The 25,341-nt window shown below is 47.0% G+C and carries 23 protein-coding genes and 1 pseudogene; 16 read left to right on the forward strand and 8 right to left on the reverse strand.

Features of this window, described 5'->3' with window-relative positions:
• Nucleotides 1–75 precede the first annotated feature (75 nt).
• The 9 genes from AVZ68_RS10460 (at nucleotide 76) to AVZ68_RS10495 (ending at nucleotide 8,782) form a co-directional block, all read left to right on the forward strand.
• Nucleotides 76–942: an N-acetylneuraminate lyase gene (locus AVZ68_RS10460; protein WP_059104497.1), complete on the forward strand. Its 867-nt coding sequence runs from the start codon at nucleotides 76–78 to the stop codon at nucleotides 940–942.
• A 255-nt stretch (nucleotides 943–1,197) separates the two neighbouring features.
• A complete protein-coding gene (locus tag AVZ68_RS10465; protein WP_245628112.1) occupies nucleotides 1,198–2,037 on the forward strand; it encodes a MurR/RpiR family transcriptional regulator in 840 nt (279 codons plus the stop codon).
• Between the two features lie 293 nt (nucleotides 2,038–2,330).
• Nucleotides 2,331–2,621, forward strand: a complete 291-nt coding sequence (gatC, locus tag AVZ68_RS10470) for an Asp-tRNA(Asn)/Glu-tRNA(Gln) amidotransferase subunit GatC (RefSeq protein WP_059104498.1) — start codon at nucleotides 2,331–2,333, stop codon at nucleotides 2,619–2,621.
• 80 nt (nucleotides 2,622–2,701) lie between these two features.
• On the forward strand, nucleotides 2,702–4,153 hold the full coding sequence (gene gatA / locus AVZ68_RS10475; RefSeq protein WP_059104499.1) for an Asp-tRNA(Asn)/Glu-tRNA(Gln) amidotransferase subunit GatA: 1,452 nt from the start codon (nucleotides 2,702–2,704) through the stop codon (nucleotides 4,151–4,153).
• A 17-nt stretch (nucleotides 4,154–4,170) separates the two neighbouring features.
• Nucleotides 4,171–5,601, forward strand: a complete 1,431-nt coding sequence (gatB, locus tag AVZ68_RS10480) for an Asp-tRNA(Asn)/Glu-tRNA(Gln) amidotransferase subunit GatB (protein ID WP_059104500.1) — start codon at nucleotides 4,171–4,173, stop codon at nucleotides 5,599–5,601.
• Nucleotides 5,602–5,792: 191 nt separating this feature from the next.
• Nucleotides 5,793–6,698 carry a diacylglycerol kinase gene (locus AVZ68_RS10485; RefSeq protein WP_059104501.1) on the forward strand — a complete coding sequence of 302 codons (906 nt, stop codon included), beginning with the start codon at nucleotides 5,793–5,795 and terminating at the stop codon, nucleotides 6,696–6,698.
• A gap of 195 nt (nucleotides 6,699–6,893) precedes the next feature.
• Entirely contained in the window at nucleotides 6,894–7,028 is a 135-nt protein-coding gene (locus AVZ68_RS20900; protein ID WP_281176615.1) for a hypothetical protein, read from the forward strand.
• Nucleotides 7,029–7,098: 70 nt separating this feature from the next.
• Nucleotides 7,099–7,974, forward strand: coding sequence for an ROK family protein (locus AVZ68_RS10490; protein ID WP_059104502.1), 876 nt, complete (start codon nucleotides 7,099–7,101; stop codon nucleotides 7,972–7,974).
• Nucleotides 7,975–7,996: 22 nt separating this feature from the next.
• Nucleotides 7,997–8,782, forward strand: a complete 786-nt coding sequence (locus tag AVZ68_RS10495; protein WP_059104583.1) for an SDR family oxidoreductase — start codon at nucleotides 7,997–7,999, stop codon at nucleotides 8,780–8,782.
• A gap of 167 nt (nucleotides 8,783–8,949) precedes the next feature.
• On the opposite strand, the gene AVZ68_RS10500 is transcribed toward AVZ68_RS10495, so the two are convergent.
• The 5 genes from AVZ68_RS10500 to AVZ68_RS10520 form a co-directional block, all read right to left on the reverse strand.
• Nucleotides 8,950–10,917 carry a TRAP transporter permease gene (locus AVZ68_RS10500; RefSeq protein ID WP_059104503.1) on the reverse strand — a complete coding sequence of 656 codons (1,968 nt, stop codon included), beginning with the start codon at nucleotides 10,915–10,917 and terminating at the stop codon, nucleotides 8,950–8,952.
• A 5-nt stretch (nucleotides 10,918–10,922) separates the two neighbouring features.
• Complete coding sequence (locus AVZ68_RS10505; protein WP_059104504.1) at nucleotides 10,923–11,423, reverse strand: DUF1850 domain-containing protein; 501 nt, start codon at nucleotides 11,421–11,423, stop codon at nucleotides 10,923–10,925.
• A 21-nt stretch (nucleotides 11,424–11,444) separates the two neighbouring features.
• Nucleotides 11,445–12,446 (reverse strand): TAXI family TRAP transporter solute-binding subunit, encoded by a 1,002-nt coding sequence (locus AVZ68_RS10510; protein WP_059104505.1) that lies wholly within the window; start codon nucleotides 12,444–12,446, stop codon nucleotides 11,445–11,447.
• Between the two features lie 145 nt (nucleotides 12,447–12,591).
• Complete coding sequence (locus AVZ68_RS10515; RefSeq protein ID WP_059104506.1) at nucleotides 12,592–13,953, reverse strand: sigma-54-dependent transcriptional regulator; 1,362 nt, start codon at nucleotides 13,951–13,953, stop codon at nucleotides 12,592–12,594.
• A complete protein-coding gene (locus tag AVZ68_RS10520; protein ID WP_059104507.1) occupies nucleotides 13,950–15,944 on the reverse strand; it encodes a transporter substrate-binding domain-containing protein in 1,995 nt (664 codons plus the stop codon). Before AVZ68_RS10520 ends, AVZ68_RS10515 begins: the two co-directional genes overlap by 4 nt.
• A gap of 247 nt (nucleotides 15,945–16,191) precedes the next feature.
• Between AVZ68_RS10520 and AVZ68_RS19825 the strand changes: the two are divergent.
• Nucleotides 16,192–16,308 (forward strand): annotated as a pseudogene (locus tag AVZ68_RS19825) (SDR family oxidoreductase); the annotation flags it as partial.
• A 63-nt stretch (nucleotides 16,309–16,371) separates the two neighbouring features.
• Here AVZ68_RS19825 and AVZ68_RS10525 read toward each other — a convergent pair.
• The gene (locus AVZ68_RS10525) at nucleotides 16,372–17,823 is read right to left on the reverse strand and encodes an aldehyde dehydrogenase family protein (RefSeq protein ID WP_059104508.1); all 1,452 of its coding nucleotides are present in this window, start codon (nucleotides 17,821–17,823) and stop codon (nucleotides 16,372–16,374) included.
• 151 nt (nucleotides 17,824–17,974) lie between these two features.
• Here AVZ68_RS10525 and rlmD point away from each other — a divergent pair, with 151 nt between their 5' ends.
• The 6 genes from rlmD to AVZ68_RS10550 all read left to right on the forward strand — a co-directional run bounded on the left by rlmD (nucleotide 17,975) and on the right by AVZ68_RS10550 (nucleotide 22,491).
• Nucleotides 17,975–19,348 (forward strand): 23S rRNA (uracil(1939)-C(5))-methyltransferase RlmD, encoded by a 1,374-nt coding sequence (gene rlmD / locus AVZ68_RS10530; RefSeq protein WP_059104509.1) that lies wholly within the window; start codon nucleotides 17,975–17,977, stop codon nucleotides 19,346–19,348.
• A 94-nt stretch (nucleotides 19,349–19,442) separates the two neighbouring features.
• On the forward strand, nucleotides 19,443–20,918 hold the full coding sequence (locus AVZ68_RS10535; RefSeq protein WP_059104510.1) for a protein adenylyltransferase SelO: 1,476 nt from the start codon (nucleotides 19,443–19,445) through the stop codon (nucleotides 20,916–20,918).
• 135 nt (nucleotides 20,919–21,053) lie between these two features.
• Nucleotides 21,054–21,197, forward strand: a complete 144-nt coding sequence (locus AVZ68_RS19830) for a YycC family protein (RefSeq protein ID WP_082676493.1) — start codon at nucleotides 21,054–21,056, stop codon at nucleotides 21,195–21,197.
• Between the two features lie 110 nt (nucleotides 21,198–21,307).
• A complete protein-coding gene (locus AVZ68_RS10540; protein ID WP_059104511.1) occupies nucleotides 21,308–21,790 on the forward strand; it encodes a nucleoside deaminase in 483 nt (160 codons plus the stop codon).
• Between the two features lie 126 nt (nucleotides 21,791–21,916).
• Nucleotides 21,917–22,180 carry a type II toxin-antitoxin system Phd/YefM family antitoxin gene (locus AVZ68_RS10545; protein WP_059104512.1) on the forward strand — a complete coding sequence of 88 codons (264 nt, stop codon included), beginning with the start codon at nucleotides 21,917–21,919 and terminating at the stop codon, nucleotides 22,178–22,180.
• Nucleotides 22,181–22,191: 11 nt separating this feature from the next.
• Nucleotides 22,192–22,491: a type II toxin-antitoxin system RelE/ParE family toxin gene (locus AVZ68_RS10550; RefSeq protein WP_218970841.1), complete on the forward strand. Its 300-nt coding sequence runs from the start codon at nucleotides 22,192–22,194 to the stop codon at nucleotides 22,489–22,491.
• 173 nt (nucleotides 22,492–22,664) lie between these two features.
• On the opposite strand, the gene AVZ68_RS10555 is transcribed toward AVZ68_RS10550, so the two are convergent.
• Nucleotides 22,665–24,416 (reverse strand): ABC transporter ATP-binding protein, encoded by a 1,752-nt coding sequence (locus AVZ68_RS10555; RefSeq protein WP_059104514.1) that lies wholly within the window; start codon nucleotides 24,414–24,416, stop codon nucleotides 22,665–22,667.
• A 46-nt stretch (nucleotides 24,417–24,462) separates the two neighbouring features.
• A complete protein-coding gene (locus tag AVZ68_RS10560) occupies nucleotides 24,463–25,248 on the reverse strand; it encodes a MerR family transcriptional regulator (RefSeq protein WP_059104515.1) in 786 nt (261 codons plus the stop codon).
• Nucleotides 25,249–25,341: the final 93 nt, after the last annotated feature.

Raw genomic sequence — 25,341 nt, forward strand, 5'->3', positions numbered from 1 at the left:
CCTTAGGCGAGACGGGGCGCTGTTTCCAATTACAAGTGTTGAAGGCAAAATCTTAGTAGTAGAAAGGTGATAAGAATGAAAGGGTTATATTCAGCTCTGATGTGTTCCTTTGATGAAGAGGGAAACGTACATGAACAGGGATTAAGAGAAATCGTTAGACACAACATTGATGCATCCAAGGTTGACGGGTTGTATGTGAATGGGAGTACAGGCGAAAACTTTCTCATTTCTAAAGAACAAAAGAAGCAAGTCTTTGAAATTGTTAAAGATGAGGCGGGCCAAGAAGTGAAACTGATTGCACAGATTGGCGCATTAAATATAGATGAAGCGATTGAGCTTGCGCAGTTTGCAACAACCCTCGGATACCATGCCATTTCTGCGGTCACACCTTTCTATTATAAATTTGACTTTGAAGAGATTAAGGACTACTATTCAACGATTTTAGAACAAGTAGATAACAATCTGATCATTTATTCCATTCCTGCCTTAACAGGGGTGAACATGGACCTTGAGCAGTTTGGTGAGTTATTTGAACATGAAAAAGTGATTGGCGTGAAGTTTACAGCCCCAGATTTCTTTTTGCTTGAACGAATCCGACATGCATTTCCTAATAAACTAATTTACTCAGGATTTGATGAGATGCTTTTGTCTGCAAGTGTTTTAAATGTAGATGGGGCAATTGGAAGTACGTTCAATGTCAACGGGACAAGAGCGAGACAAATCTTTGAATTAGCCCAGAGTGGCCAAATTGAGGAAGCTAGAGAAATACAAAGAGTCACCAATGACTTCATCGCGGAAGTCTCGGACAATGGTCTCTATCAAACGATCAAAGAGGTATTAAAAAGCAAAGGAGTCAACGCTGGATCTTGCAGGAAGCCGATGAAATCCCTTACGGATGACGGCATCGCAAAGGCTAGGCAAATTGCTGAAAAGTATCTGTAGCCAATAAAAAGGAGCACTCGCCAGCATTTATTTTTAGAGGAAAACCCTTTACCGGTGTTTTTCTCTTTTTTTTGAGAAAGTAGGGTTTAAAATAGGGATACTTCTTAGTGCGGATGACTTTCTTCGTGTCGAGGTTGGAACGTGCATTGGTGAGGCGTTATCCTCGCGTGGTAAACTGTAGACAGATTTTTATTTTCTCTCAACAGAGGAACTTAAGCCTGTCAATCAATAGTCAAGAAAGGAGCAGGGACTAAAGTGGATAAACAGCAGCGAAACGGAATGAAACCTTCCATCCTAATGGAGCAAAACAAACAGATTTTTACAAAATCTGAGATTAAAATCTATCACTACATCCAATCCAGTAAGCAACAAGTCATCTACCATTCATTAACAGAATTATCGGAGGCTAGTGGGGTCGCAGAAGCAACGGTGTTACGTTTTTTTCGGAAGCTCGGATTCAAAGGGTTTCAAGATTTCAAGTTTTTACTTGCCCAAGAAGTATCATTAGAGTCTGCTCCGAATAATGATGGGACATTTATTGAAAAGATAAGAAACAATATCGTTGAAGCCGTTGAAGACTCCTATGAAGTTGTTGATACTGGAGAGTTGAACGCGGCTGTTGATGCTATCGATGCATCGGATGATGTCGTTGTATTTGGAATTGGTTCCTCGGGCATTGCGGGGCTTGACATGCAGAACCGGTTAATGCGAATTGGCAAACAAATCAGTGTCGTGACAGATCCTCACTTCCAAGTCATGCGCGCCTCATCTATGAATGAAAACACAGTAGTGATTGCCATTAGTCTGACTGGAAGTACAAAGGATATTATTGATACTGTGGAAATAGCGAAAGAGAAAGACGCGACGATCATCGCTTTAAGCAATTATATGAAATCGCCGTTAACCAAGTTCGCGGATCACGTCTTACTTTCGTCCGCAAAAGAGAGCCCGTTAGACAGCGGATCGTTGGTATCTAAAATTACACAGTTATTCTTGATCGATTTAATTTGTACGGGGCTGACGATAAAAAATTATAGGAAGGCCGAAAAAGTTAAAATGGAGATTACTGAAAGCATATCGAGCAAACTGTATTAGGTGACTATCGCTGGATGTCAAAAAGCTATTCCATTCATGATTCATGCTGGAGGAATTCTTTTGCGAGGCCGATGCAGCGCCATTCAGCGAACTTTCCTAAAGACGTACACTTAAGGAATTCTTACTTTGCCTGAAAAAAGTCTTTGGAGAAGTGACTTTTACACAAAGGATATTCTACAAGTATTAAAGGTAGTAAATTCCGTTTTTCAACTGTCCTATGCGCTTTGTTGCCTGTCCCGTCTGAATTTGGTATCATAAGTCATATTGTCAACATGTACCTGGAGGTGAACGAATTGTCTAGAATAACCGCAGAACAAGTCAAGCATGTGGCTCATCTTGCGCGTCTGGCGATTACGGAAGAAGAGGCGGAGAGGTTTACTAGCCAGCTTGATCAGATCATTTCATTCGCCGAGGAATTGAACGAGCTTGATACAGAAGGTGTGAAGCCCACGACGCATGTGCTGCAAATGTCGAACGTTCTTAGAGAAGACCAGCCAGAGCAAGGTCTTCCTGTGGAAGAAGTCTTAAAGAACGCCCCGGATTCAGAGGAACGTCAAGTTCGTGTACCATCCGTTTTTGATTAAGATTTCATTAGTTACATAGCGAAAAAGCGTAAGCGTGTGGCAACCGTGTAGGCACGCTTTTTAAGGAACAGGAGGAGACCATGTCATTATTTGACCATACGCTCAAAGAGCTGCATCATAAGCTCGAGAAAAAAGAAATAACGGTAACGGATCTCGTTGACACCTCGTATGCACGCATCAAGGAAGTCGATGCGAAAGTGAAAGCATTTCTAACCCTTGATGAAGAAAACGCTCGTGCGCAAGCGAAGAAGTTGGACGAGCGGAATCCGGCAGACGGAGGGTTGCTGTTTGGAGTGCCGATTGGTGTGAAGGATAATATCGTTACCAAAGGTCTACGCACCACCTGTGCGAGTCGGATTTTAGAAAATTTCAATCCGATTTACGATGCGACGGTCGTCGAAAAACTACGCGAAGCTGAAGCGATTACGATCGGAAAGATTAATATGGACGAATTTGCGATGGGGTCCTCCAATGAGAATTCAGCCTTTGCGACAACCACGAACCCGTGGAATACAGACCATGTTCCCGGAGGATCAAGCGGAGGCTCCGCTGCCGCCGTAGCTGCAGGAGAAGTCCCGTTCTCCCTTGGGTCAGATACGGGTGGCTCGATTCGTGAGCCGGCGGCCTATTGTGGAGTGGTGGGGATGAAGCCTACCTATGGACGTGTGTCTCGTTTTGGACTCGTCGCTTTTGCTTCCTCCCTCGACCAAATTGGCCCACTTACTCGCACCGTGGAAGATAACGCTTATTTGCTTCAAGCCATTTCCGGGTTCGATCCAATGGATTCCACATCGGCGAATCTTCCCCTCCCTGATTTTGAAGCAGGGCTGAAAGGGGACGTCAAAGGGTTGAAAATTGGGGTCCCGAGCGAATACATTGGAGAAGGGGTTGACCCAGACGTTAAGCAGTCTGTGCTTGATGCTCTTAAAGTTCTTGAAGCAGAGGGAGCCGAGTGGGAGGAAATTTCCCTTCCGCATTCCAAATATGCCCTTGCTGCATATTACTTGATTAGTTCCTCAGAAGCGTCTTCCAATCTGTCTCGGTTTGACGGCGTACGCTACGGCTACCGGGCCGATCAGGCGGACAACCTGATTGACATGTACAAACAGACGCGCTCGCAAGGCTTCGGAGACGAAGTGAAGCGTAGAATTATGCTTGGGACGTTCTCGCTTAGCTCTGGCTACTACGACGCGTATTATAAAAAAGCGCAACAAGTTCGCACACTCATCAAAAAAGATTTTGATGACGCCTTTGCGACCTATGATGTCATTATCGGACCGACAACGCCAACCCCGGCGTTTAAAATCGGCGATAACATCGATGACCCAATGACCATGTACGCCAATGATATTCTAACGATTCCTATCAACCTCGCGGGTGTGCCGGCCATTTCTGTCCCTTGTGGATTCAAAAACGGCTTGCCGTTAGGCTTGCAAATCATCGGTGAGAACTTCGACGAAGCGACAGTCTACCGCGTTGCCAATGTCTATGAAAAAGCCACTCAACATACAAAAGAAAAGCCTGCACTGTAAGGAGGGAGACGACGACCATGAATTTTGAAACTGTGATTGGACTTGAAGTGCACGTTGAGTTAAAGACAGCCTCAAAAATTTTCTCTGCGAGTCCGAACCACTTCGGTGCAGAGCCGAACGCGAATACGAGCGTAATTGACCTGGGGTACCCTGGCGTATTGCCCGTCCTGAATAAAAAAGCGGTGGACTATGCGATGAAAGCCTCCATGGCCCTGAATTGCCAGGTAGCGACCAATACAAAATTCGACCGGAAAAACTACTTTTACCCGGACAATCCAAAAGCCTACCAAATTTCACAATTCGATAAGCCTATCGGCGAAAATGGCTGGATTGAAATTGAAGTCAACGGCAAGAAAAAGCGCATCGGCATTACCCGTCTTCACCTTGAAGAAGATGCGGGAAAACTCACCCATGCGGGCGACGGTCATTCCCTTGTTGACTACAATCGGCAGGGAACACCTCTTGTGGAGATTGTCTCTGAACCGGACATTCGAACACCGGAAGAAGCGTACGCGTATTTGGAAAAGCTAAAAGCGATTATTCAATACACTGGCGTTTCTGATTGCAAAATGGAAGAAGGCTCCCTTCGCTGTGATGCGAACATCTCGCTCCGTCCGGTCGGCCAAGTTGAGTTCGGCACAAAAACAGAGCTAAAAAACTTGAACTCCTTTAACTTTGTACGCAAAGGGTTGGAGTTTGAAGAAAAACGCCAGGAGCAAATGCTTCTCTCAGGCGGAGTGATTGAGCAAGAGACGCGTCGCTATGATGAAGCGGCGAATAAAACGATTCTCATGCGTGTCAAGGAAGGATCCGATGATTACCGCTACTTCCCGGAACCGGATCTTGTGGAACTCTACATTGACGATTCCTGGAAAGCACGCGTGCAGTCCGAAATCCCCGAGCTTCCTGATTTGCGCAAAGAGCGATATGTTCAAGACCTCGGGTTGCCCGCGTATGACGCCCATGTTCTTACCCTAACCAAAGAAATGTCGGACTTCTTTGAGGAAACGATTGGCGAAGGGGCCGATGCCAAGCTCTCCTCTAACTGGTTGATGGGAGAAGTGCTCGCCTACCTTAACGCTGAGCAAAAGGAGCTTGCGGACGTCGCCCTCACCCCTCAAGGGCTTGCGGGGATGGTGAAGCTCATTTCAAAAGGCACGATCTCCTCCAAGATTGCCAAGAAGGTCTTTAAGGATCTAATTGAAAAAGGCGGCGACGCTGAGGAGATCGTGAAAGAAAAAGGGCTTGTGCAGATTTCAGACGAAAGCGAGCTTCGTCCGATGGTCATTGACGTGCTTGACAACAATGCACAGTCGATTGAAGACTATAAAAACGGAAAAGACCGAGCGATCGGCTTCCTCGTTGGTCAAATTATGAAAGCCACCAAAGGGAAAGCGAACCCGCCGATGGTCAACAAGCTCTTGCTCGAAGAGATTGAAAAACGTTAGAACCATGCTCCTTGCAAGAGGCGGTCAATAGGCCGTGCTCTTGCTTTTTTATAACAGTGACAATGAAAAATGATTGCAAAAATAGGTATTATTACATAGTTATACGAGTATGTTTCTTATAACTTCTCTCTCACTTAAGGTATAATGAAGGAAGTGACAATCGAAAAGCTTATAAAAAGTAGGAGATTCTTATGAAAACGGCACGACTGATTTACAATCCAACATCCGGGCGGGAACAAATTCGAAAAAACCTCGCTTACGTGCTTGAACGCTTAGAACAAGCGGGGTATGAAACGTCGACCCACGCTACACAGGAGGAAGGATGCGCGAAACGAGCAGCACGTTCCGCGGCGGAACATGGCTATGACCTTGTCGTTGCGGCAGGGGGGGACGGGACGATTTTTGAAGTGGTGAACGGGTTGGCGGATTTAGAGAAGCGTCCAACACTCGGCATCATTCCGGCTGGAACCACGAATGACTTTGCCCGCTCGCTGGGGATTTCAAGGGAGATTGAAAAAGCATGCGATGTGCTCTGTGATGGGCATTCTGAGCCCATTGATATCGGGCGAAATAATGATAAATATTTCACAAGCATTGCCGCTGCCGGGTCGCTGACCGAGCTCACGTATGAAGTACCCATTAAGCTGAAGACGATGGTCGGGCATCTAGCTTATTATCTGAAAGGAATTGAAAAACTCCCGCAAATCAAGCCGACCCCCGTGCGAATTGAGTATGACGGGAAGCTCTTTGAGGGCGAAATTATGATGTTTCTTGTCGCCAACACCAATTCTGTTGCCGGGTTCGAGAAACTCTGTCCCGACGCCTCCATGCAGGACGGCATGTTTGATTTCATTATTGTCCAAAAAACCTCGTTTCCAGAATTCTTGCATTTAGCCTCTCTCGCCTTGCGCGGCGAGCACATCAATCACGCGAAAGTTATGTATGTAAAGGCGAACCGGATTAAAGTGCAGGTAATAGGCGGGGCAGAGATGCAGATCAACCTTGACGGAGAGCGTGGAGGCATCTTGCCAGCGGAGTTTGTGAATCTTTACCACCATTTTGATATGCTGATGCCAAAAGAGCGGAAGCGGAAATAAGCAGGGGTTGAGACACTCATTCCAAGGGGATGAGTGTCTTTTGGCGCGGGAGTTGATTTGGGGGATTAGCTGTTTCGCTGCGAAAAGAGGGTACTAGTTTTTGGGTGAGTTTACCGCGAACTTGATAGACAGGCAAGTATACCTCATAGAGGGCATGTAGATTCCGGATTGAAGCAGGTAAAAGAGGAAAGAGGCATGTATTCGAAAGCGGATGCAGGAGGATTGTTTTTTAAAAATCAGCAGGTAAAATGTTCAAATCGGCAGATGAACCGTAAAAAAGGGGAAATGTCGGGAGCCTTGAGTCAAAATAATGCTCAAGTATCTTTCTGATTCAACTAGTCCTATAGATTCCGTGTATACTATAATAAAGAGAAAGTTGCTAGAAAGGTGGAGAGGAACGATGAAACTAGGTGGTCTTGAGGCAGGCGGCACAAAAATGGTCTGCGCTGTTGGGGATCGAGAAGGAACTGTCCTGGAAAGGGAAATGTTTCCGACATTAACGCCAAATGAAACGATTCCACATATCGTTGATTTTTTTGCGAGGCATGAGATTTCCGCTTTGGGTGTGGGCGGCTTTGGGCCGCTTGATTTAATGGAAGGCAGTGAGACATACGGGTTCATTACCAATACGCCCAAAACAGCGTGGATCGACTATCCGCTTTTAGATACGCTGAAGCAGAAGCTTGATGTCCCCGTAAAGCTAACGACGGATGTGAACGCAGCCGCGCTTGCTGAATCGGAGAAGGGGGCAGCCAAGGGTCTGGATAGCTGTCTCTATATTACAGTGGGCACGGGGATCGGGGCCGGGGCGATGGTTCATGGCGAGATGCTACACGGGTTGTCTCACCCCGAGATGGGGCATATTTCCATTCCTCGTCACAAGGCCGACACGTTCAAAGGCATCTGCTCTTACCATAACGATTGTCTGGAAGGACTTGCTGCAGGTCCAGCAATTGAAGCGAGATGGGGCGAGTCTGGGCATGCCTTGGCAGAAAAGCCGGAAGTGTGGGAGATGGAAGCGCATTACCTGGCAGAAGCGCTTGTGCAATACATTTTGATTCTTATGCCAAAAAAAATCGTTCTAGGCGGAGGCGTGATGAAACAGCCCCAGCTTTTCCCGCTAATCGAAACTCATGTGAAAAAGCGCATCGGCAGCTATGTCCCGTTTCTTGAAGACCGTAATTATATCGTACCACCGGGACTAGGGGATAATGCCGGGGTTACGGGAGCTCTTTTGCTTGGACATCAAGCGCTTGAGGAAGCCCAAGCTGTCTAAATCGAAGAGAGGGTGAATGCGAATGGATCTGAATTTGAAGGGAAAAGTCGCTCTCGTTGTTGCGTCGAGCCAAGGGCTAGGAAAAGCGATTGCGACTCAGCTTGTGACAGAGGGCGTCGATGTGATGTTGACAAGTCGCACGGCAAACAAGCTGGCGGTTGTGAAAGAAGAGCTTCTTCAACTGAAAGGGGGACGGGTGGAGTTTTGCCCTGCGGACCTGACAAGTAAGGCGGATATCACGGCACTCGTTCAACAAACAAGAGAGAAGCTAGGTACCATTGATATTCTCATTAATAACTCCGGTGGCCCTCCAAGCGGAACGTTCGAAGATTTCTCAGATGAGGACTGGGCGCAAGCGTTTGAGCTAACGTTACTGAACTATATTCGCTGCATACGAGAGGCTCTGCCTGACTTGAAGGAAACAGGAGGACGAATCATTAACATCACTTCCTCCTCCATTAAGCAACCGATTCCAAACCTCATTCTATCGAATACGTTTCGAACGGGGATTCAAGGCCTTGGGAAAACGCTCGCAGAAGAATTTGCTCCGTACGGCATTCGCATCAATACGGTAGCACCAGGCCGGATCGAAACGGACAGGGTCCAATCCCTCGATGCGGCAAAGGCAGAGAAAAGTGGACAGGATGTGGGGCAAGTCGTGGAGGGGAACAAAAAAGCTATTCCTCTTGGGCGCTACGGCCAGCCTGAAGAATTCGCAAACGTCGTGACGTTTCTTGTATCAGACGCCTCTAGCTATGTGACGGGGAGTTCGATTCGTGTGGATGGTGGGATGGTTAAGTCATTGTGACGAAGAGCAGACGCTGGTGGGTGCCAGCGTCTGTTTTGTGTCTAGCTCCGGCGGGGAAAAGCTCGAGATTTTTCAGTCCTGCCCGGAAATCCAAGATTAGGTTCTCGTGCAAGCCTTCCAAGTTTCTCACTTTTGGGAACCCGCCTACGCCTTTTGAATACGGATATTTAAATCGCGCGGATTGAGGCTACTCCTTCTCGCTTTGCGCGGATTACTTGCAGAACGAGAACAAACAGAATGAGCGCGAGTCCAATACTGTCCTGGGTCATGTTTGGTGTCATGAACAGCACTGCTCCGACTGAGAGGATTATGCGGTAGATGACGTTCATATGTGTCATCAAGAAGCCTTCGGCAGCTACTGCGAGTAAACTTACTCCAAGCACAGATGTGAGGGCGACAACGATTCCTTCCCCTAAGCTCGTATTTATTAAAAGAAGCGCGTCGTTATAAACGAATAAAAAGGGAACGATGAAGCCTGCAAGTGCCAGTTTCATCGAAATGAAGCCTGTTTGCATTGGCTGTCCCCCAGATACGCCCGCCGCCGCAAATGAAGCAAGAGCAACCGGAGGGGTAATGTTGGCGAAAATGCCGAAGTAAAACACAAATAGATGAGCGACAAGTGGTTCAATTCCGAGTTGCACGAGAGCTGGAGCGGCCATTGTCGCCGTAATGATATAGGTGGGAATACTCGGAAGTCCCATTCCAAGGACAATGCATGTCACCATCGTGAACAGTAAGGTTAAAAAGAGGCTTTCCCCTCCAAGTGTCACAATCGCATTTGCTAGATTGAGACCGAAGCCTGTTAGCGTAGCCACACCGACAACGAGACCGACCGTCGCACAAGCAACAGCAACGCCAAGAGCTGTCTTTGCACCGTTTTCCAGAGCTTCGAGAAGATCCCATCCGCTCATTCTTGTAGTTTTACGCACCATTGCCACGGCAATGGTTACGAGAATCGTCAGAAACGCGGAAAAGATGATCGTCCGTCCACTAAAAAAGAGCATATACAAGAGAAAGATAAGAGGAATAATGAGGTGTCCTCGGTCCTTAAGTACTTCTCTGACTAAAGGCAGGTTGTCCTTTGATATGCCTTTGAGCCCTTCTTTGGAAGCACGTATATGCACTTGAACGATGACTCCTAAGTAGAAGAGAACAGCGGGCAATAACGCAGCGAGTGCGATTTGACCATAAGGAATACCTATAATTTCTGCCATGATGAAAGCAGAGGCCCCCATAATAGGTGGCAGAAGTTGTCCACCAACAGAGGCAGAGGCTTCAATGGCACCGGCAAAATTCTTTTTATAGCCGATTTTTTTCATGAGCGGAATGGTAAAGGCTCCCGTGGTCACAACGTTGGCAATAGCCGAACCGTTGATGCTGCCAAGAAAGCCAGAGGCAATCACCGATACTTTTGCTGGTCCGCCTCTCGTTTGTCCAGCAATGGCGAGGGCGATGTCGTTAAAAAACTGGCCCATCCCCGATTTCTGTAAGAAGGCCCCAAACAGAATAAATAAGAAAATATACGTCGCCGACACACCAATGGCCGTTCCATACACGCCTTCGGTGGTCACATACATAAAATTCACAAGGTCTTGCCATTCATAGCCTCTGTGTCTAAATATTCCCGGGAGCTCTCTTCCGAACAGTCCGTACAATAGGAATAAAATGGCTAGTGCCGGCAATCCCCATCCAGTCAGCCTTCTTGCGGCCTCTAGGACGAGAACAATAAGAATGGTTCCGAAGATGAGATCAACCGTATTAGGCAACCCCCCTCGTTGCACAAGGTCATCATACGCGTACATGATATAAACGGTTGTAGATAAAGCACTTGCAGCAAACAGAACGTCATACCAGGGGATGGTTTGATTCTTTGCGGCTTTTTTAAATGGCGGATAGAGAAGAAAGACAAGAATTAAGACAATCGACACATGAAAGGATCGATGAATAAGCGTAGCAGGTGTGCCAAAGTAAGACGTGTAGAGGTGATAAAGGGAAAACATAATAGCAATAGCCGATATCAGATACAGCAGCCATTTGTTTTTAAAGGCACGCGTTCTTGATTCAGCGTCGTATTTTTTCAGGATTTCTTGATCGATGTCTTTTTCGGCAATGTCTGATCTCACTAACTTTTCCATACAGGTCACCTCTTTTTCAGCACCATTTCAATGCTCTCATGATGTGGAAGCTCACTTGACTCAAGAATCACTGCCCCGTTTTTTTTTAAGCGATACTCAGCGGTGTGGGAGTGAATCCAGCGAATGGCTTCGTGTGCTTCCTCAATGTTCGTCATCGTTATAAGCCCATCATTCATAATAAGTTTTCCTTTGTTTGCTGGCGTTCCAGCCCCAAATGATTGTAAGACGAGCTCGTTAAGTACAAACGTCCCGTCTTCCTTAACGCGATAGCGTTCGATCCAGGGCGTTTTTTCAATAGAATGAATCCAAGAGAGTTCAAGAACGTCTCCTGCTTCAACCGTGGATTGATAGAGGCGTTCCCCTTGCCGCTCTTCCCTGAGAATGAGTGTCCATTGTGTTTCTGTTGGTCCAAAAGGCAAAAGAGTTACAAGAAGGCATACAATGAGCGCGAACTGTTTCATCCGTTTAATGGAAGAGAAGGATGCCCCTTCCCCTCCTCCCTCCATTCACATTTTGACGTAAGTTGATTATTCTAGGGCTCCTTGTTCTTCAAAGTAGCGTTCTGCTCCAGGGTGGAAGGGAATAGGCAGCCCTTGGTCCACCGTTTCAATTGTAATATCCGCTGCGGCATTGTGGGAATTTTGTAGCGTCTCCAGTTGGTCAAACAGCGCACTTGTGACATCATAGACAGCATCCTCTGAGAGTTCGTTCGAGATAATTAATAAGTTTTCAATGGAAGCAGTAGTAATGTCTTCTTCGTTATCATAAGTTCCTGCTGGAATCGTCGCTTCGGAAAAGAAAGGATACAGTTCCTGGAGCTTGGCTAGTCCTTCGCCTTCAATGGGAACGATCTTGGCATCGTTTTGTGTAGATAGGTCGATCACGGTAGCGTTTGGAAGACCGCTCGTCACAAAGGCTGCTTCAATCATTCCATTTTGAATTTGATCAATCGCTTCACTATAGGACAAATAATCCTCGTTGATATCGTCATAAGACATGCCGTGGGCCTCTAAGATCATCTGTGCATTTAGTTCCACCCCTGAATTAGCTGCACCAACCCCTACATTTCTTCCTGCTAAGCCTTCGATGGAGTCAATGTTGGCATCCTCTGTGGTGACCACTTGAACAAAATTGGGATACAAGGAAGCAATCGCGGTTAAATTTTCGACAGCGCCCGTTTCCTCAAAGGGTCCCGTTGCCTCTGTCGCCTGTGTAACCGCATCCGCCATTACAATAGCCAGTTCAGCTCGTCCTGTATCGATTAAGTTAATGTTCTCAACGGAAGCGCCAGTGGCCTGAACCGACACATCTGAATTCAGCTCATTTTCAAGCATGGTTCCCACTTGCGCTCCAATTTGATAGTAGACGCCGGATGTTCCTCCTGTTGCAATCGTTAGGAAATCAGCATCGAGGCCACCAGTGTCAACGTCCCCCTCGCCTTCGTTTCCATTGCCAGTTGTCTCTTCTCCGCCGTTACAAGCCACAAGAGCTAGTGCTAGGCCCGCGATGTAAAATGGTGTTTTCCTCATTGTGTCTCCCCCTCAAGAAAAATGTAGATCACAATACCTAGAAGCAAGAAGCGTGCCAAGGAATCTCCTACGGAAGTTAAGCATTTTCAATGATTTTACGTTCTTGCAAGCGGCAAATAGTGCTGATCCGGAAATATTTGCCGGATCAGCTTTCTTGCTCATAGGTTTTCAATTTATCTCGTAAACTACGTTCGCTCATTCCAAGCATGGCAGCCGTATTCTTTCGATGTCCGCCTAACGAGTCTAACGAAGCAAGAATCACTTCTTTTTCCACTTGCTTCATCGTCGCTCCGACAAACGCGTGGGCAGCCTGCGAACGAGAAATAGGAGCCAACACTTGATGGTCTTGGAGATAGCGTGGCAAATGGTGAAGTTCAATTGCCTCTCCATCTGACATAACCATTGCCGCCTCAATCATGTTCGAAAGCTCACGAATATTCCCTGGGTATTCGTAATGAAGAAGAAACTGTTCAGCCTGCTTTGAAAATCCGCGTACATTCGTTTGCAGCTCTTCATTGAACTGTTCAAGAAAGTAGCGAAAGAGCAGCGGAAGGTCATCCTTCCGTTCACGAAGTGGGGGGACTTCAAGCTGAATGACATTTAGGCGAAAGTAGAGATCCTCACGAAATTCTCCTTTGACGCACGCCTGCTGCAAATCCTTGTTCGTCGCTGCGATGACGCGGACATTCAGTTGCTCGGTCCGGTTAGAGCCAAGGGGGGTCACTTCCTTTTGCTGAAGGACGCGCAGCAACTTCGCCTGAAGGCTTAAAGGCATGTCGCCAATCTCATCAAGGAAAATTGTGCCTTCATTGGCAAGCTGAAACTTTCCAGCTTTGGCGGAGGTAGCTCCTGAAAAAGCCCCCTTCTGGTAGCCGAACAACTCGCTTTCAAGGAGTTGCTCAGGGATGGCGGCACAGTTAACGACTTCAAAAGGATGCTTTTTGCGCTTCCCCGAGAAATGAATTGCCCGTGCGACAAGCTCCTTGCCTGTGCCGCTTTCTCCCGTAACTAAAATGCTCGTATCCACATTTGTGACTTTCTCTATTAAGTGAAATAGCTGCCTCATCGCTTGCGAGGAGCCCACCATTCCTTTTAAGTGATAAGAGCGTTCGAGCTCTTGGGACAAGTATTCTACTTTCTCATTCAGGTCGGTGTACTCAATCGCTTTGCTCAGAACGGAAAGTAGTTCTTCTGTATTTACCGGCTTTGTGATATAGGAATACGCTCCATTTTGCAGTGCTTTTACCGATGTCTCAATTGTTCCGTATGCGGTAGCCATCACTACAGCGGTTTTGGACGAACGAGATTTGATTTCCTCGAGCACGTCAAGTCCGCTGCGCTGGCCAATCCGTAAGTCTAGGACGCAGACATGAACGATTCGTTCTGATATAAGGGAAAGGCCTTCATCTGGATCCGTTGTCGAATACACATTGTAATCATCCTCTAGGGCAAAGGTGAGCGCTGCACAGATCGATGGCTCATCGTCAATGATTAGGACGGTTTTCATTTTTGGTTCTCTCCTTTCTCACAAGAGACAGCGGGGAAAGTGATCTCTATCCGGCTGCCCTTGTTTTTTCTACTATAAATCGTGATTGTGCCTTTATTCTCATGAACGTATTGGAAGGAAATCGCTAACCCGAGACCCGTTCCGTTTTCTTTTGTTGTGAAAAAAGGCTCATAGGCTCTCATTCTCTGTTCCTCCGTAAATCCCATGCCTTCATCTATAATCGCAATTGTCACACGATCAGTGTTTTTTCGTGCTTCTACTGTTAAGTTGCCCTCATTCAAAGAATTCATGGCATCAATGCCGTTAATGATAAGGTTAATCAGCACTTGCTTTAGCTGAGAGGGGTCGGCAAAAACACAGAGGTCACTTTTCCAAAGTTTCACAAGTTGCACACCTGCCCCCTGTGCTGAACGCTCGAAAAGGGCAGTGCTTTCCTCCAATAGGGTGGCCACGTCGACGACCGTCTGTTTTTGTTTTTTGGGATTCGAATAATCAATAAGCCCTTTCATAAGTTGGTCAATACGGTCAATTTCTTTAGGAACGTATGTCACTATTTGCTCTTGGAAGCGTCGATTGCTCATTTTTTTCGGTAGCATCTCCACAAATGTCTTGATAGCAGAAAGTGGGTTCCTAGTTTCATGGGCAATGCTTGCAACTAGCCGCGAGAGTGCTTGACTCTTCTCCTGCTCATACATTTGGGTTCGCAGTGTTTTTTCTGTGGTGATGTCTTCGATAGCAAAGATCAGGCCCGTAATTGATTTCGTAAAGTCATAAAGAGGATACACATAATAACGAAAGTAGAGGGTCGAACCATCACTAGGGCGCCACGTCGTTTCTATGCCCAAGTAGGTTTGGCCAGACCCCAGAATAGAAGAATGTTTGTCTTCCAACCATTCTTTTAACAAAGGATTCTCTCGGTAAAAGGTGCCTACTAATTCGTGCGTTAGGCGAAGAATGGCTGCTGCCTTCGGGTTGCTGCTCGTAATGAGACCGTCATCACGAATGGTGATGATCCCCCTTGGACTTGAACTGAGAATTTGCCTTTGAAATTCAGTGCTGTTCTTCGTCTGTTTGATTTGTGATTGCAGAGAAAGATTCAACTCTTTCAGGGCAGAAGTCTGCTTATCAACCTCGCTCTTAAGCTGACGATTCCAGCGAATGCCTAAAAAGACGATGGCAATCACAATAAGAAAAAGAGCGCCAATGATTTGGATGACGAGCCAGAGTTGATCGGTCAGCTTTGTATCAATATCTAAAAACCAATCATCATGAATCGTCGAATACGTATTGTCTCGCTTTAACTCTCGTAGACCACTATTGATTTCGTGAAGCAACGCGTAATTATCTTTCGCGACAACGATCGAGTAGTCTGCGGGTAGAAAGTAAGAATCTACCATCTCGTACTCGCTTTGTCCCGTGTGCTCCAAATAATAAGAGGCTGTTAAAACATTGCCGATAAACACATCGGCCCGATCTCGCATGAGAATCTCCATCGCTGTAAGAGGGTTGGAAGCCACGTGATAGTGAACGTCGCGTATATTGCTAAGAAACTCGTACTCAAGCGTGTCCATTTGTAAGGCGATTCGATTTCCAGATAAATCGGTCGCGTTAGTGACTTCTTCATAGGCAGAAGGAGCGACAATACCGATCGACGTGGAGAGAATCGAGTCGCTAAACTCAACTTCATTGGCGAGATCATCCGTAAATGTTACCGAAAGAATAAGGTCGACGTCACCCTCCTTAAGGGAACGAACGGCTTCCCGTTCTCTCATCGGTACAAACTCGACGTCTAATTCCTGTCTCTCAGATATCGCTTTCATTATATCAATCGAAAAACCGTCCAGTTCGCTCCCGTCAATGTGGAGCGGGGGCAGCTGTGGATCGTAGGCGGCTATAAGGGCTTCTGACTCAGCAAAAAGGACCCTCTCATTTGAGGAATAAGTCACAAGGATAAGGAAAAGCGCCCCTCCGATCTTCAAAAAAGGTCGCATCGTTTACACCTCCACCTCTCATTGACATTTCCCCAATCTTACAGTGAAGCTGAAGAAAGTGGTAGTGTGATTTAGCGAAAAGAAGTCGTCTTTAGTTGAAGCGGGTCTACAGGGAAACCTTGAAGCGATCACTGGTGCCAGCTGCAGCATTAACCAATGTGAAATTGGCCTCGTGGGGGGAGGCTGAGTGGTACGCCCAAGGCCAACACCGAAACCGTGGTGATTCGACCTGTCGTGCAAAGGAAAGCGCTACGGCCAGCCCGAAGAATTCGCAAACGTCGTGACGTTTCTTGTATCAGACGCCTCTAGCTTTGTGACGGGGAGTTCGATCCTTGTGGATGGTGGGATGATTAAGGCATTGTAACGAAGAGCAGACGCTGGTGGGTACCAGCGTCTGTTTAAGCTATAGTAACCACTTGTCCTAAAATTAGACAGGGTAGTGACGATCTTCCGCCTGAACGCTAATCCATTGGATGGTCGTAAATTCCTCAAGAATCCATTCTCCATTAAAACGTCCGCTCCCGGACTGTTTCACTCCCCCAAACGGCATGTGGGCTTCATCGTTGACAGACATGTCATTGATGTGCACCATGCCGGACTGAAGTTTACGAGCGACCTGCATGCCGTGATAACGGTCATTTGTGAATACAGCACCGCTTAGTCCGTACGGAGAATCATTGGCAATCCTGATCGCTTCTTCTTCACTAGAGGCACGAAGTAGCGTAGCTACCGGGCCAAACACTTCTTCTTTGGCTGCTGGCATATCATTGGTGACTTCCGATAGGATCACTGGGTGAATAACCTGGTCCTCTGACCTAAATGCCGTATGCAATTTCGCACCCTGATCAATGGTTTTTTGGACCATTTGTTGGATATGCTCAAGCTGTTCCTTATTAATAATGGGTCCAACCAAAACGTTGTCAAGGGCTGGGTCTCCTGCTTTGATTCCTTTCGCTGCCTGAACGAATTGTTCCACGAACGAATCATAAATGTCATGATGAATAATGATCCGGTTGAGCGCCAAGCATATTTGTCCCTGATGTAAAAAGGAGCCGAACGCAGCGGCATTCGCTGCTTTTTGAATATCCGCATCCGGTAAAACAATCATCGCGTTATTTCCGCCAAGTTCTAGGGCGGTTTCTTTTAAACCTTTGCTTGCCAATTCTGCAATATGGGTGCCAACCTCTGTAGAACCTGTAAAAGAGATGAGTTTCGGCACGGGGTGCGTCACGAATTCGTCCCCGATTTCTGAACCACGACCGGCGACGACGTGAACAGTACCAGCAGGAAAACCGGCTTCCTGAAGCAGATCAGCAATCAACAAACCAGAAGTAACGGGCGTCTCAGATGCGGGTTTTACAACGACAGTGTTGCCTGTCGCAAGTGCCGGGGCAATTGTACGAATGGCCAGATGAAACGGGAAATTCCATGGTCCGATAAGACCAATGACCCCTTTGGCCGAGCGGAATGAATAGTTTTCTTTCCCCTCTATATTTGAGGGGGCGGTCGTCCCCTGCATCCGTGTCGGAAAAGAAAGGGATTCACGGATGATACTCATGGCTGACTGAATTTCAATAGCGGCCTTTGTTTTGATGCTTCCTGATTCTTGAATCAGCCATTTTATAATATGGTCTTTATTGCTCTCAATGGCATCCAGTAAACGCAGAAGATAATTCTGGCGCTCTCCAGGAGATAATGCTTCCCACTCAGGTTGATAGGTCTCTGCAGCTCGGTATGCTCGGTCCAAGTCAATTGCGTTAGCGGAAGTTATTGTCCCTAACGATTCGCCATTGTAGGGATTTGTATTTTCAATGGTTTTTTTAGAGGAGCCATTAACCCACTGTCCATTAATGAATAGTTTTGTATATTGGGTTTGCATTCGAATCATCCTTTCCATAACGTTCTCACACAAAATAGAGTTCCCTGGGAAATATTTTTTCAAACGTTGGGGGGAATGAAGCGTCTTTTTTTGTTCCTCGGCTTCATGGTACAATGGGACAACTAGGAAAATGAACGGAGAAAATACTGTTATGAAAAAACAAGAAGCACCCGTACAGAAAAATGAAACCGTGACGGTGACAATTGAGGACTTATCCCATGACGGTTCAGGAGTCGCGAAAGTCAGTGGGTATGCCCTCTTCATCCCTAAAACAATCCCAGGAGAGAAGGCGACAGTGAAAGTCGTCAAAACAAAAAAGGGCTACGGCTTTGCTCGTCTCATCAAGATCGAGACTGAAAGTGATGACCGCGTAGACCCTCCGTGTCCGCTTTTTCAGCGCTGCGGCGGTTGCCAAATCCAGCACATCGATTACCCAGCACAGCTGCGCTATAAGCAGAAACAAGTGAAAGACGTGATCACGCGTGTGGCAAAACTGCCCAATGTTACTGTACATGGAACGATCGGCATGGACGACCCGTGGCGCTACCGCAACAAAGCCCAAGTGCCCGTCGCTTATCAAGACGGAGAATTCGTCGCCGGCTTTTACGAAAAACGAAGCCACCGCATCGTCGACATGGAGGAGTGCATCATTCAGAATGAGCACAACGATGCCGTCATTCATATCGTGAAAAAGCTCGCTCAAGAATATGGCATTCATGCCTATGACGAAGCCAGCCACTGTGGGACATTGCGCCATATCGTTGCTCGTTACGGGAAATCAACCGGGCAAGTGATGGTCGTTCTTATCACAAAAGGCGCTGAGCTTCCGCACAAACAGAAGCTGATTGAAGCCATTCGCGAGAAAGTTCCAAACGTCAAGTCCATCATGCAAAACGTTAATTCCAAGCGTACAAACGTGATCTTCGGCGATAAGACGAAGGTTCTCTGGGGCGAAGAACACATCTACGACGAGATTAACGGCATTCGCTTTGCGATTTCCGCTCGCTCCTTCTACCAAGTCAACCCAGATCAAACGAACCGTCTCTACGGCAAAGCGCTTGAATACGCGAATCTCACCGGCTCCGAGACGGTAATTGATGCCTACTGCGGCATCGGCACCATCTCTCTCTTCCTTGCCAGAAAGGCGACGCACGTCTACGGCGTAGAAGTGATTCCAGAAGCGATCACCGACGCCAAGCGCAACGCCAAGCTGAACGGTCTAACCAACGCTGAATTCGCTGTCGGAGAGGCGGAAAACGTCATGCCGTGGTGGCACGCACAAGGCGTGCGCCCGGACGTCATCGTTGTCGACCCGCCACGCAAAGGCTGTGACGAGAAGCTGCTTGAGACGATGATTGCGTTGAAACCGAAGCGGATTGTGTATGTGTCCTGTAATCCAGGGACGTTGGCAAGGGACTTGCGGATTTTGGAAGACGGCGGGTACCAGACGAAGGAAGTGCAGCCGGTGGATATGTTTCCGCAGACGACGCATGTGGAGACAGTTACTTTGTTAGGGCGGAATTAACAGTATCAATGCGTTTAATCAACGGCGACCGCAAGTGGACAAGGCAATAACGAAGGATAGACGCCATAAAAAACAAAGCAGAAAAGGGGATACAATGACAAAGAAGGTAGAAACAACCGAAACAGGATGGAACTTTGACAATAGTTATGCTCGTCTGCCGAAGTCATTCTTTAGCAGCCTCAACCTAGATCCTGTACACTCACCGGAGCTGGTTATTTTCAATTCTTCATTGGCAACATCCCTTGCGTTGAACGCTGAGGCGCTGCAAAAAAATGATGGTGTAGAGGTGCTTGCTGGCAACCAGGTCCCCGAAAGCGGTCTGCCTCTAGCTCAAGCTTATGCCGGACATCAATTCGGGCATTTTACGATGTTAGGGGATGGACGGGCGCTGCTGCTTGGCGAGCAGATCACTCCCCAAGGCGAGCGAATGGATATTCAGCTAAAGGGTTCAGGAAGAACACCCTACTCACGTGGAGGCGATGGGCGAGCGGCACTTGGACCGATGCTGCGCGAACACATCATCAGCGAAGCCATGCACGCGCTTGGTATCCCTACCACCCGTAGTCTCGCAGTCGTCTCAACAGGAGAAGCAGTAATCCGCGAAACGAACTTGCCGGGAGCCATTCTGACTCGCGTGGCGGTCAGTCATTTGCGCGTGGGCACCTTTCAGTACGCAGCAGGATTGGGCAATGTTGAGGACCTTAAGGCCTTGGCTGATTACACACTACAAAGACATTTTCCAGACGTTGATACTACTGAGAATCGCTATCTTTCCCTGCTTCAGGAAGTGATCAAGCGTCAAGCCGCATTGTTGGCCAAATGGCAACTCGTTGGCTTTATTCACGGGGTGATGAACACCGACAACATGGCGATCAGTGGCGAAACGATTGATTATGGTCCGTGCGCCTTTATGAATACCTACGACCCAGCAACGGTCTTCAGTTCCATTGATACACAAGGTCGCTACGCCTATGGAAATCAGCCGTATATGGCCATTTGGAACCTCGCAAGATTTGCGGAAACCCTGTTGCCGCTGCTGCATGATGAACAAGAGCAAGCGGTCAAATTGGCCGAGCAGGCGATTTCAGATTTTCAAGAATTGCATATTCATCATTGGCATAAGGGAATGAGAAACAAGCTTGGACTGTTTAACGAAGAGAAAGAAGATGAAGCATTGATTAAAGACCTTTTGAGCCTGATGCAGAAGCATCAGGCGGACTATACCAATACGTTCCGTGCATTAACGTTTGATCAACTGGAAGAGACGGCTCTGTCTGGGACCGAAGAGTTTAATCAGTGGCATGAGCAATGGCAGGAGAGACGGGGCAGACAGCAGGAATCGAACGAAGACTCACAGCAGCTGATGAGAAACAGCAATCCTGCGGTTATCCCACGCAACCACCGGGTAGAAGAGGCGCTGGAAGCCGCAGTAGAGCAAGGAGATTACAGTGTGATGGAGCGGTTGCTTGCTGTTCTTTTGCGTCCATATGCGCACTCTCCTGAACAGGAAGAATACGCGAAACCGCCTGAGCCGTCAAATCAACCGTACCGCACGTTTTGTGGGACTTGATAGACGGATTTTATGAATCATGAGTTAGGGGCCCTGTTGATTGATGGAAGCAGGGTCTTTAAACTAAAAAGCAAAGCTCTTCTCTTCTTGAAGCAAGGCCAGTAATCACGTACACTAGTCAGAAGGAGTGATAGGATGAGACCTTTACAGATTTCCGAAGAAACAGCGCTGGCATTATCGAAGTCTTTGAATGTACCGATCGAGCAAATCATGCATATGCCGCAGCATATCTTACTGGCAAAGCTTGCCGAGCTAGAGAAAAAAGAAGAGCAGGACTAAGAAAGCTGATTCCTCGTAATCGTATGAGGAATCAATTTTTTTAGGAGATGTCATGGTACGGAATGAATGCTCTGCGTTTTTTAAAACAGTACGAGGAAGGAGCATAAAGGATGATAAACGATTCAGATTTGAAGCATCTGCGACGTTGTATTGAATTAGCAAAGGTTGCTCTAGAGAAAGGGGACGAGCCATTTGGTTCCGTTCTTGTCTCAGCTAACGGAGACGTGCTTGCGGAAGACCATAACCACGTTGCAGGTGGTGACCATACCCAACACCCGGAAATTGCCTTGGCGCGTTGGGCAGCCGGGAATATGACATCTCAAGAAAGAAGCAAGGCGACAGTATATACCTCGGGCGAACATTGCCCGATGTGCGCAGCGGCCCACGGCTGGGTGGGTTTGGGTCGGATCGTTTATGCCAGTTCGTCTGAGCAGCTGGTACAATGGTTAAGTGAAATGGGAATGACTGAATCGCGCGTTCGTCCTCTTTCAATCCAAGAGGTTGTTCGTGATACCTCAGTAGACGGACCTGTTCCTGAACTCGCGGAGCAAGTTCGCCAACTCCATCGCCAATCTAACGCGAGGAGACGTTAGGGGCACTACGAAAAAGGATTGAACTTAGACAAATAAATGAGGGGAAAAACGGAGATGATATCGCTCTTGTTCTGATATCGATATTTTGATAAAATATATGTATATTAAAGGGAGGGGTGAGCGATAATGCCGAACATCAGGCCAAGCTCGGATCTTAGGAATAAATATAATGAAATATCTAAATTTTGTCATGAACATTCTGAGCCAGTCTACATTACTAAGAATGGCGAAGGAGATCTGGCTGTAATGAGTATCGAGACTTATGAACGCCTTGTTGGAAAGTTTGAATTATATAAACTGCTTGATGAGGGTATGGAAGCGGTAAAAGAAAATAGAGTAAAGCCGTTTCGTGAAACCGTAACAGATATTCAGAAAGGGCTGCCAGAGTGAAGTCCTATCACTTGGTTATTACGGAGCCTGCAGAAGCCGATTTAAAAGAAATTGCGGATTATATTGCAAAAGAGTTGCAGGAACCTTCCACCGCTCAATATATAATTTCAACAATTACGGAAGCTGTTTTAGATTTGGAGCAGATGCCTAAACGACATGCACTGGTTGCAGATGGACGGTTAGCCAATGAGGGTGTAAGAAAAGTATTGATTGACAACTATATCGCTTTTTACGTAGTTTCTGAAGAAAATCAGTCAGTCGCGGTTATCAGAATTCTTTACGCTAGACGGAACTGGAACCATTTATTATAGGGTGTTAAGGCTAAACCGCTTACTAGTCCTAAAAACGCAATTTTCCAACAAGAGCCTGTTTTGATCAACTCTTTTCAAAAGCAGGCTCTAATTTTAGTGACAGTTAAAAATATCTAATTGCATAAGCGCAACCAAGATTTTCGCCACGAAGGCTTGGCTGATCTCCAAGCCTTCTAAGGAAGCTGATTCCCCTCCTTGGTTAGCTGCTGTTCCGCAAACTCCAGGTACAGAGGGTGGGATTGAATTAATTCCTCATGGCTGCCGCTTCCTGTGATTCTCCCTTTATCAATGAAAATGATGTTGTCTGCATCCACGATGGTTGATAATCGATGGGCAATCACGAAAGTCGTCCGGCCTTCCATGAGCCTTGTCAATGCTTGTTGCACCATCCCTTCGGATTGACTGTCCAAACTGGCCGTCGCTTCATCCAGCATGAGAATATTGGGATCCCGCAAAAAGGCGCGGGCAATGTTGATTCGCTGTTTCTGCCCGCCGGACAGCCTCACCCCACGTTCTCCCACTACCGTGTCCAGCCCTTTTTCGAAGGATTGGATAAACCCCTCTGCATACGCCATCTTCGCAACTTCCCACAACCGCTCCTCTGGAATCATTGCTGCACCCGGCAATCCATACGTTAAATTATCCCGTATTGATCCATCCATCATCGCACTTTCCTGAGAAACATAGCCGATTTGTTTGCGCCAAGCATGTAAAGACAGCTGGTGAATCGGTGTTTCACCAACACGGATTTCTCCGGCATCTGGTTCATAATAACGCTCCAATAAGGAAAACAGGGTCGTTTTCCCCCCACCGCTAGGGCCAGCAAAGGCAATTTTTTCACCTGGCAAAGCGGAGAACGTGATGTGCTGCAAGACGGATTCCTTATGATCATAGGAAAAAGATACATTCTCCACACACACAGGTTGATTCGCTATGTCCTGGTCGATTCCTTCCTGACCCGTTTCATCCGGCGTTTCCAAGATAGTGATGATTCGTTCCGTCGCTCCCTTTGCTTTTTGCAGCTGGGTGAAAAACATGGCGAATGAGGTGATTGGAAATACAATTTGAAAAAGGTAGAGCAAAAATGCGACCAATGAGCCGGTAGACATGGATCCTTCAGCGACGCGAATCCCTCCATAACCGATAATCGCAACAATGACCACCATAACGATGAAATACATAAGCGGGCCAACGAGAGCAAGGATCCTTGCTTCCTTCAGGCCGAAGCCAAGCAATTTCTCGATTCCTTTCAGACCTCTTTGTGCTTCGGAGGACTCAGCAGTCGACGATTTAACCAGGCGCATTTCGCTGATCGTCTGCTGGATGCTACCGGAGAAGGTCGCTGTTTCATCCTGCAGGCCACGGGATATGTTGGCCATCTGTCCACCAAGTGGGATCATAATAGCGATGGTGACAGGGACTGCAAACAGCATGATCACGGTCATTTGCCAATCCATGAACAAAAGTATCGTGACAGCCCCAATAATCGTAATCAGCCCCGAAATAAACTGAGGAAAATACTGGGATATTAAGTCTTTCACAATCCCTGTATCGTTGACGACTCGGCTTACCGAGGCACCACTTGCCTGCTCGTCAAAATAGCCAACCGGCAAGCGGATCATCTTCAGCCACATCTGATTCCGCAGTCCGGCGACAATCTTCTGCCCGGTCGCAGCAAGCAAATACGTGGATACCCCATCGATCACAGCCTGCACAATAAAAACCGCGCCAATCGTGATCATCAGCCCGACTCCCAAAGCCTCCACAGAGAAACCGTCCACTAGCTCTCTCGTTAAAAGGGGAATAATTAAGCCAACAAGGGTGGTAAGAATGCTGCCAATCAGCCCGACTGTGAGCGCCAGCTTGGGAATATTGGTGGTTAATATAAGGGATAGGAACGGTTTTAAACTCGCTTTTTTCTGCATAGAAATGTCTCCTCTTTGGTATCTTTAGCAGGCATGGGCAGGAGGGTTACTGTTCCTCCTTTCCTGTCAGCATTTCTGTTTGTTTCATATAATATTCGATAGCCTCATTCAGCCATTTTTCCTCCTCTGCTGTAAATGGAGAGGGAACAAGATCCTCCAGCTTCTCTATCTCCTTTTCGTCTAATTCTACGCTGCCAAGCATTTGAATGGCATCTTCCCCCAAGTAGGAGAAAGAAAATTGAATATACGATTCAATCATTTCTTGCACCTTGGGGCTGTCAATTGGTTCCCCGGCCAGTTTTTTCAATTCCGTGGAAAACTGGATAAATTCTTTTTCAAAAGCCAGCTTCTCCTCTTCTGTTTTATTATAGAGGGTGTCGATCATATCACCAGGAAAATATTCTTTCATCCACTCCATTTGGGTTTGTTCTGTCTGCATGTTGCTGATTAGGCTCATTAGCACGGAGCTGTCTATTTCCCCTTCTGTTTCCAGTAATTTGGTGGTTCTTTTAATGGCAGCGATGGATGCTTCCATCTGCGCTTTCTTTTCTTCCAATACTTGCAGGTGCAAAGTTAACGTCTGGTTCAGATCCACGGTGAAGCTTGGCTCGTGCAGGATTTCTCCTATTTGTTCCAGACGATACCCTAAGAACTTGAGCGTAATAATTTTGTGCAGGATCAGAACATCTTCATCTGTGTAAATGCGGTGCCCGGAACGGGGATGTTTTTGCGGCTGCAATAGGCCAATGTCATCATAATAATGCAGGGTTCTTACCGACACCTTCGTACGTTTTGAAAAGTCACCAATCGTATAGCTGTTGCATTTTCCCATTGGAATTCCTCCTGGTTACCATTGTCTACCTTGATTATAAGACCTCACGTAACTGGAGGTGCAAGGGGGTTTATGAAAAATTAGGAAGAATGC

The organism is Shouchella shacheensis (assembly GCF_001484965.1).
Classification (GTDB): Bacteria; Bacillota; Bacilli; order Bacillales; family Bacillaceae_D; genus Shouchella; species Shouchella shacheensis.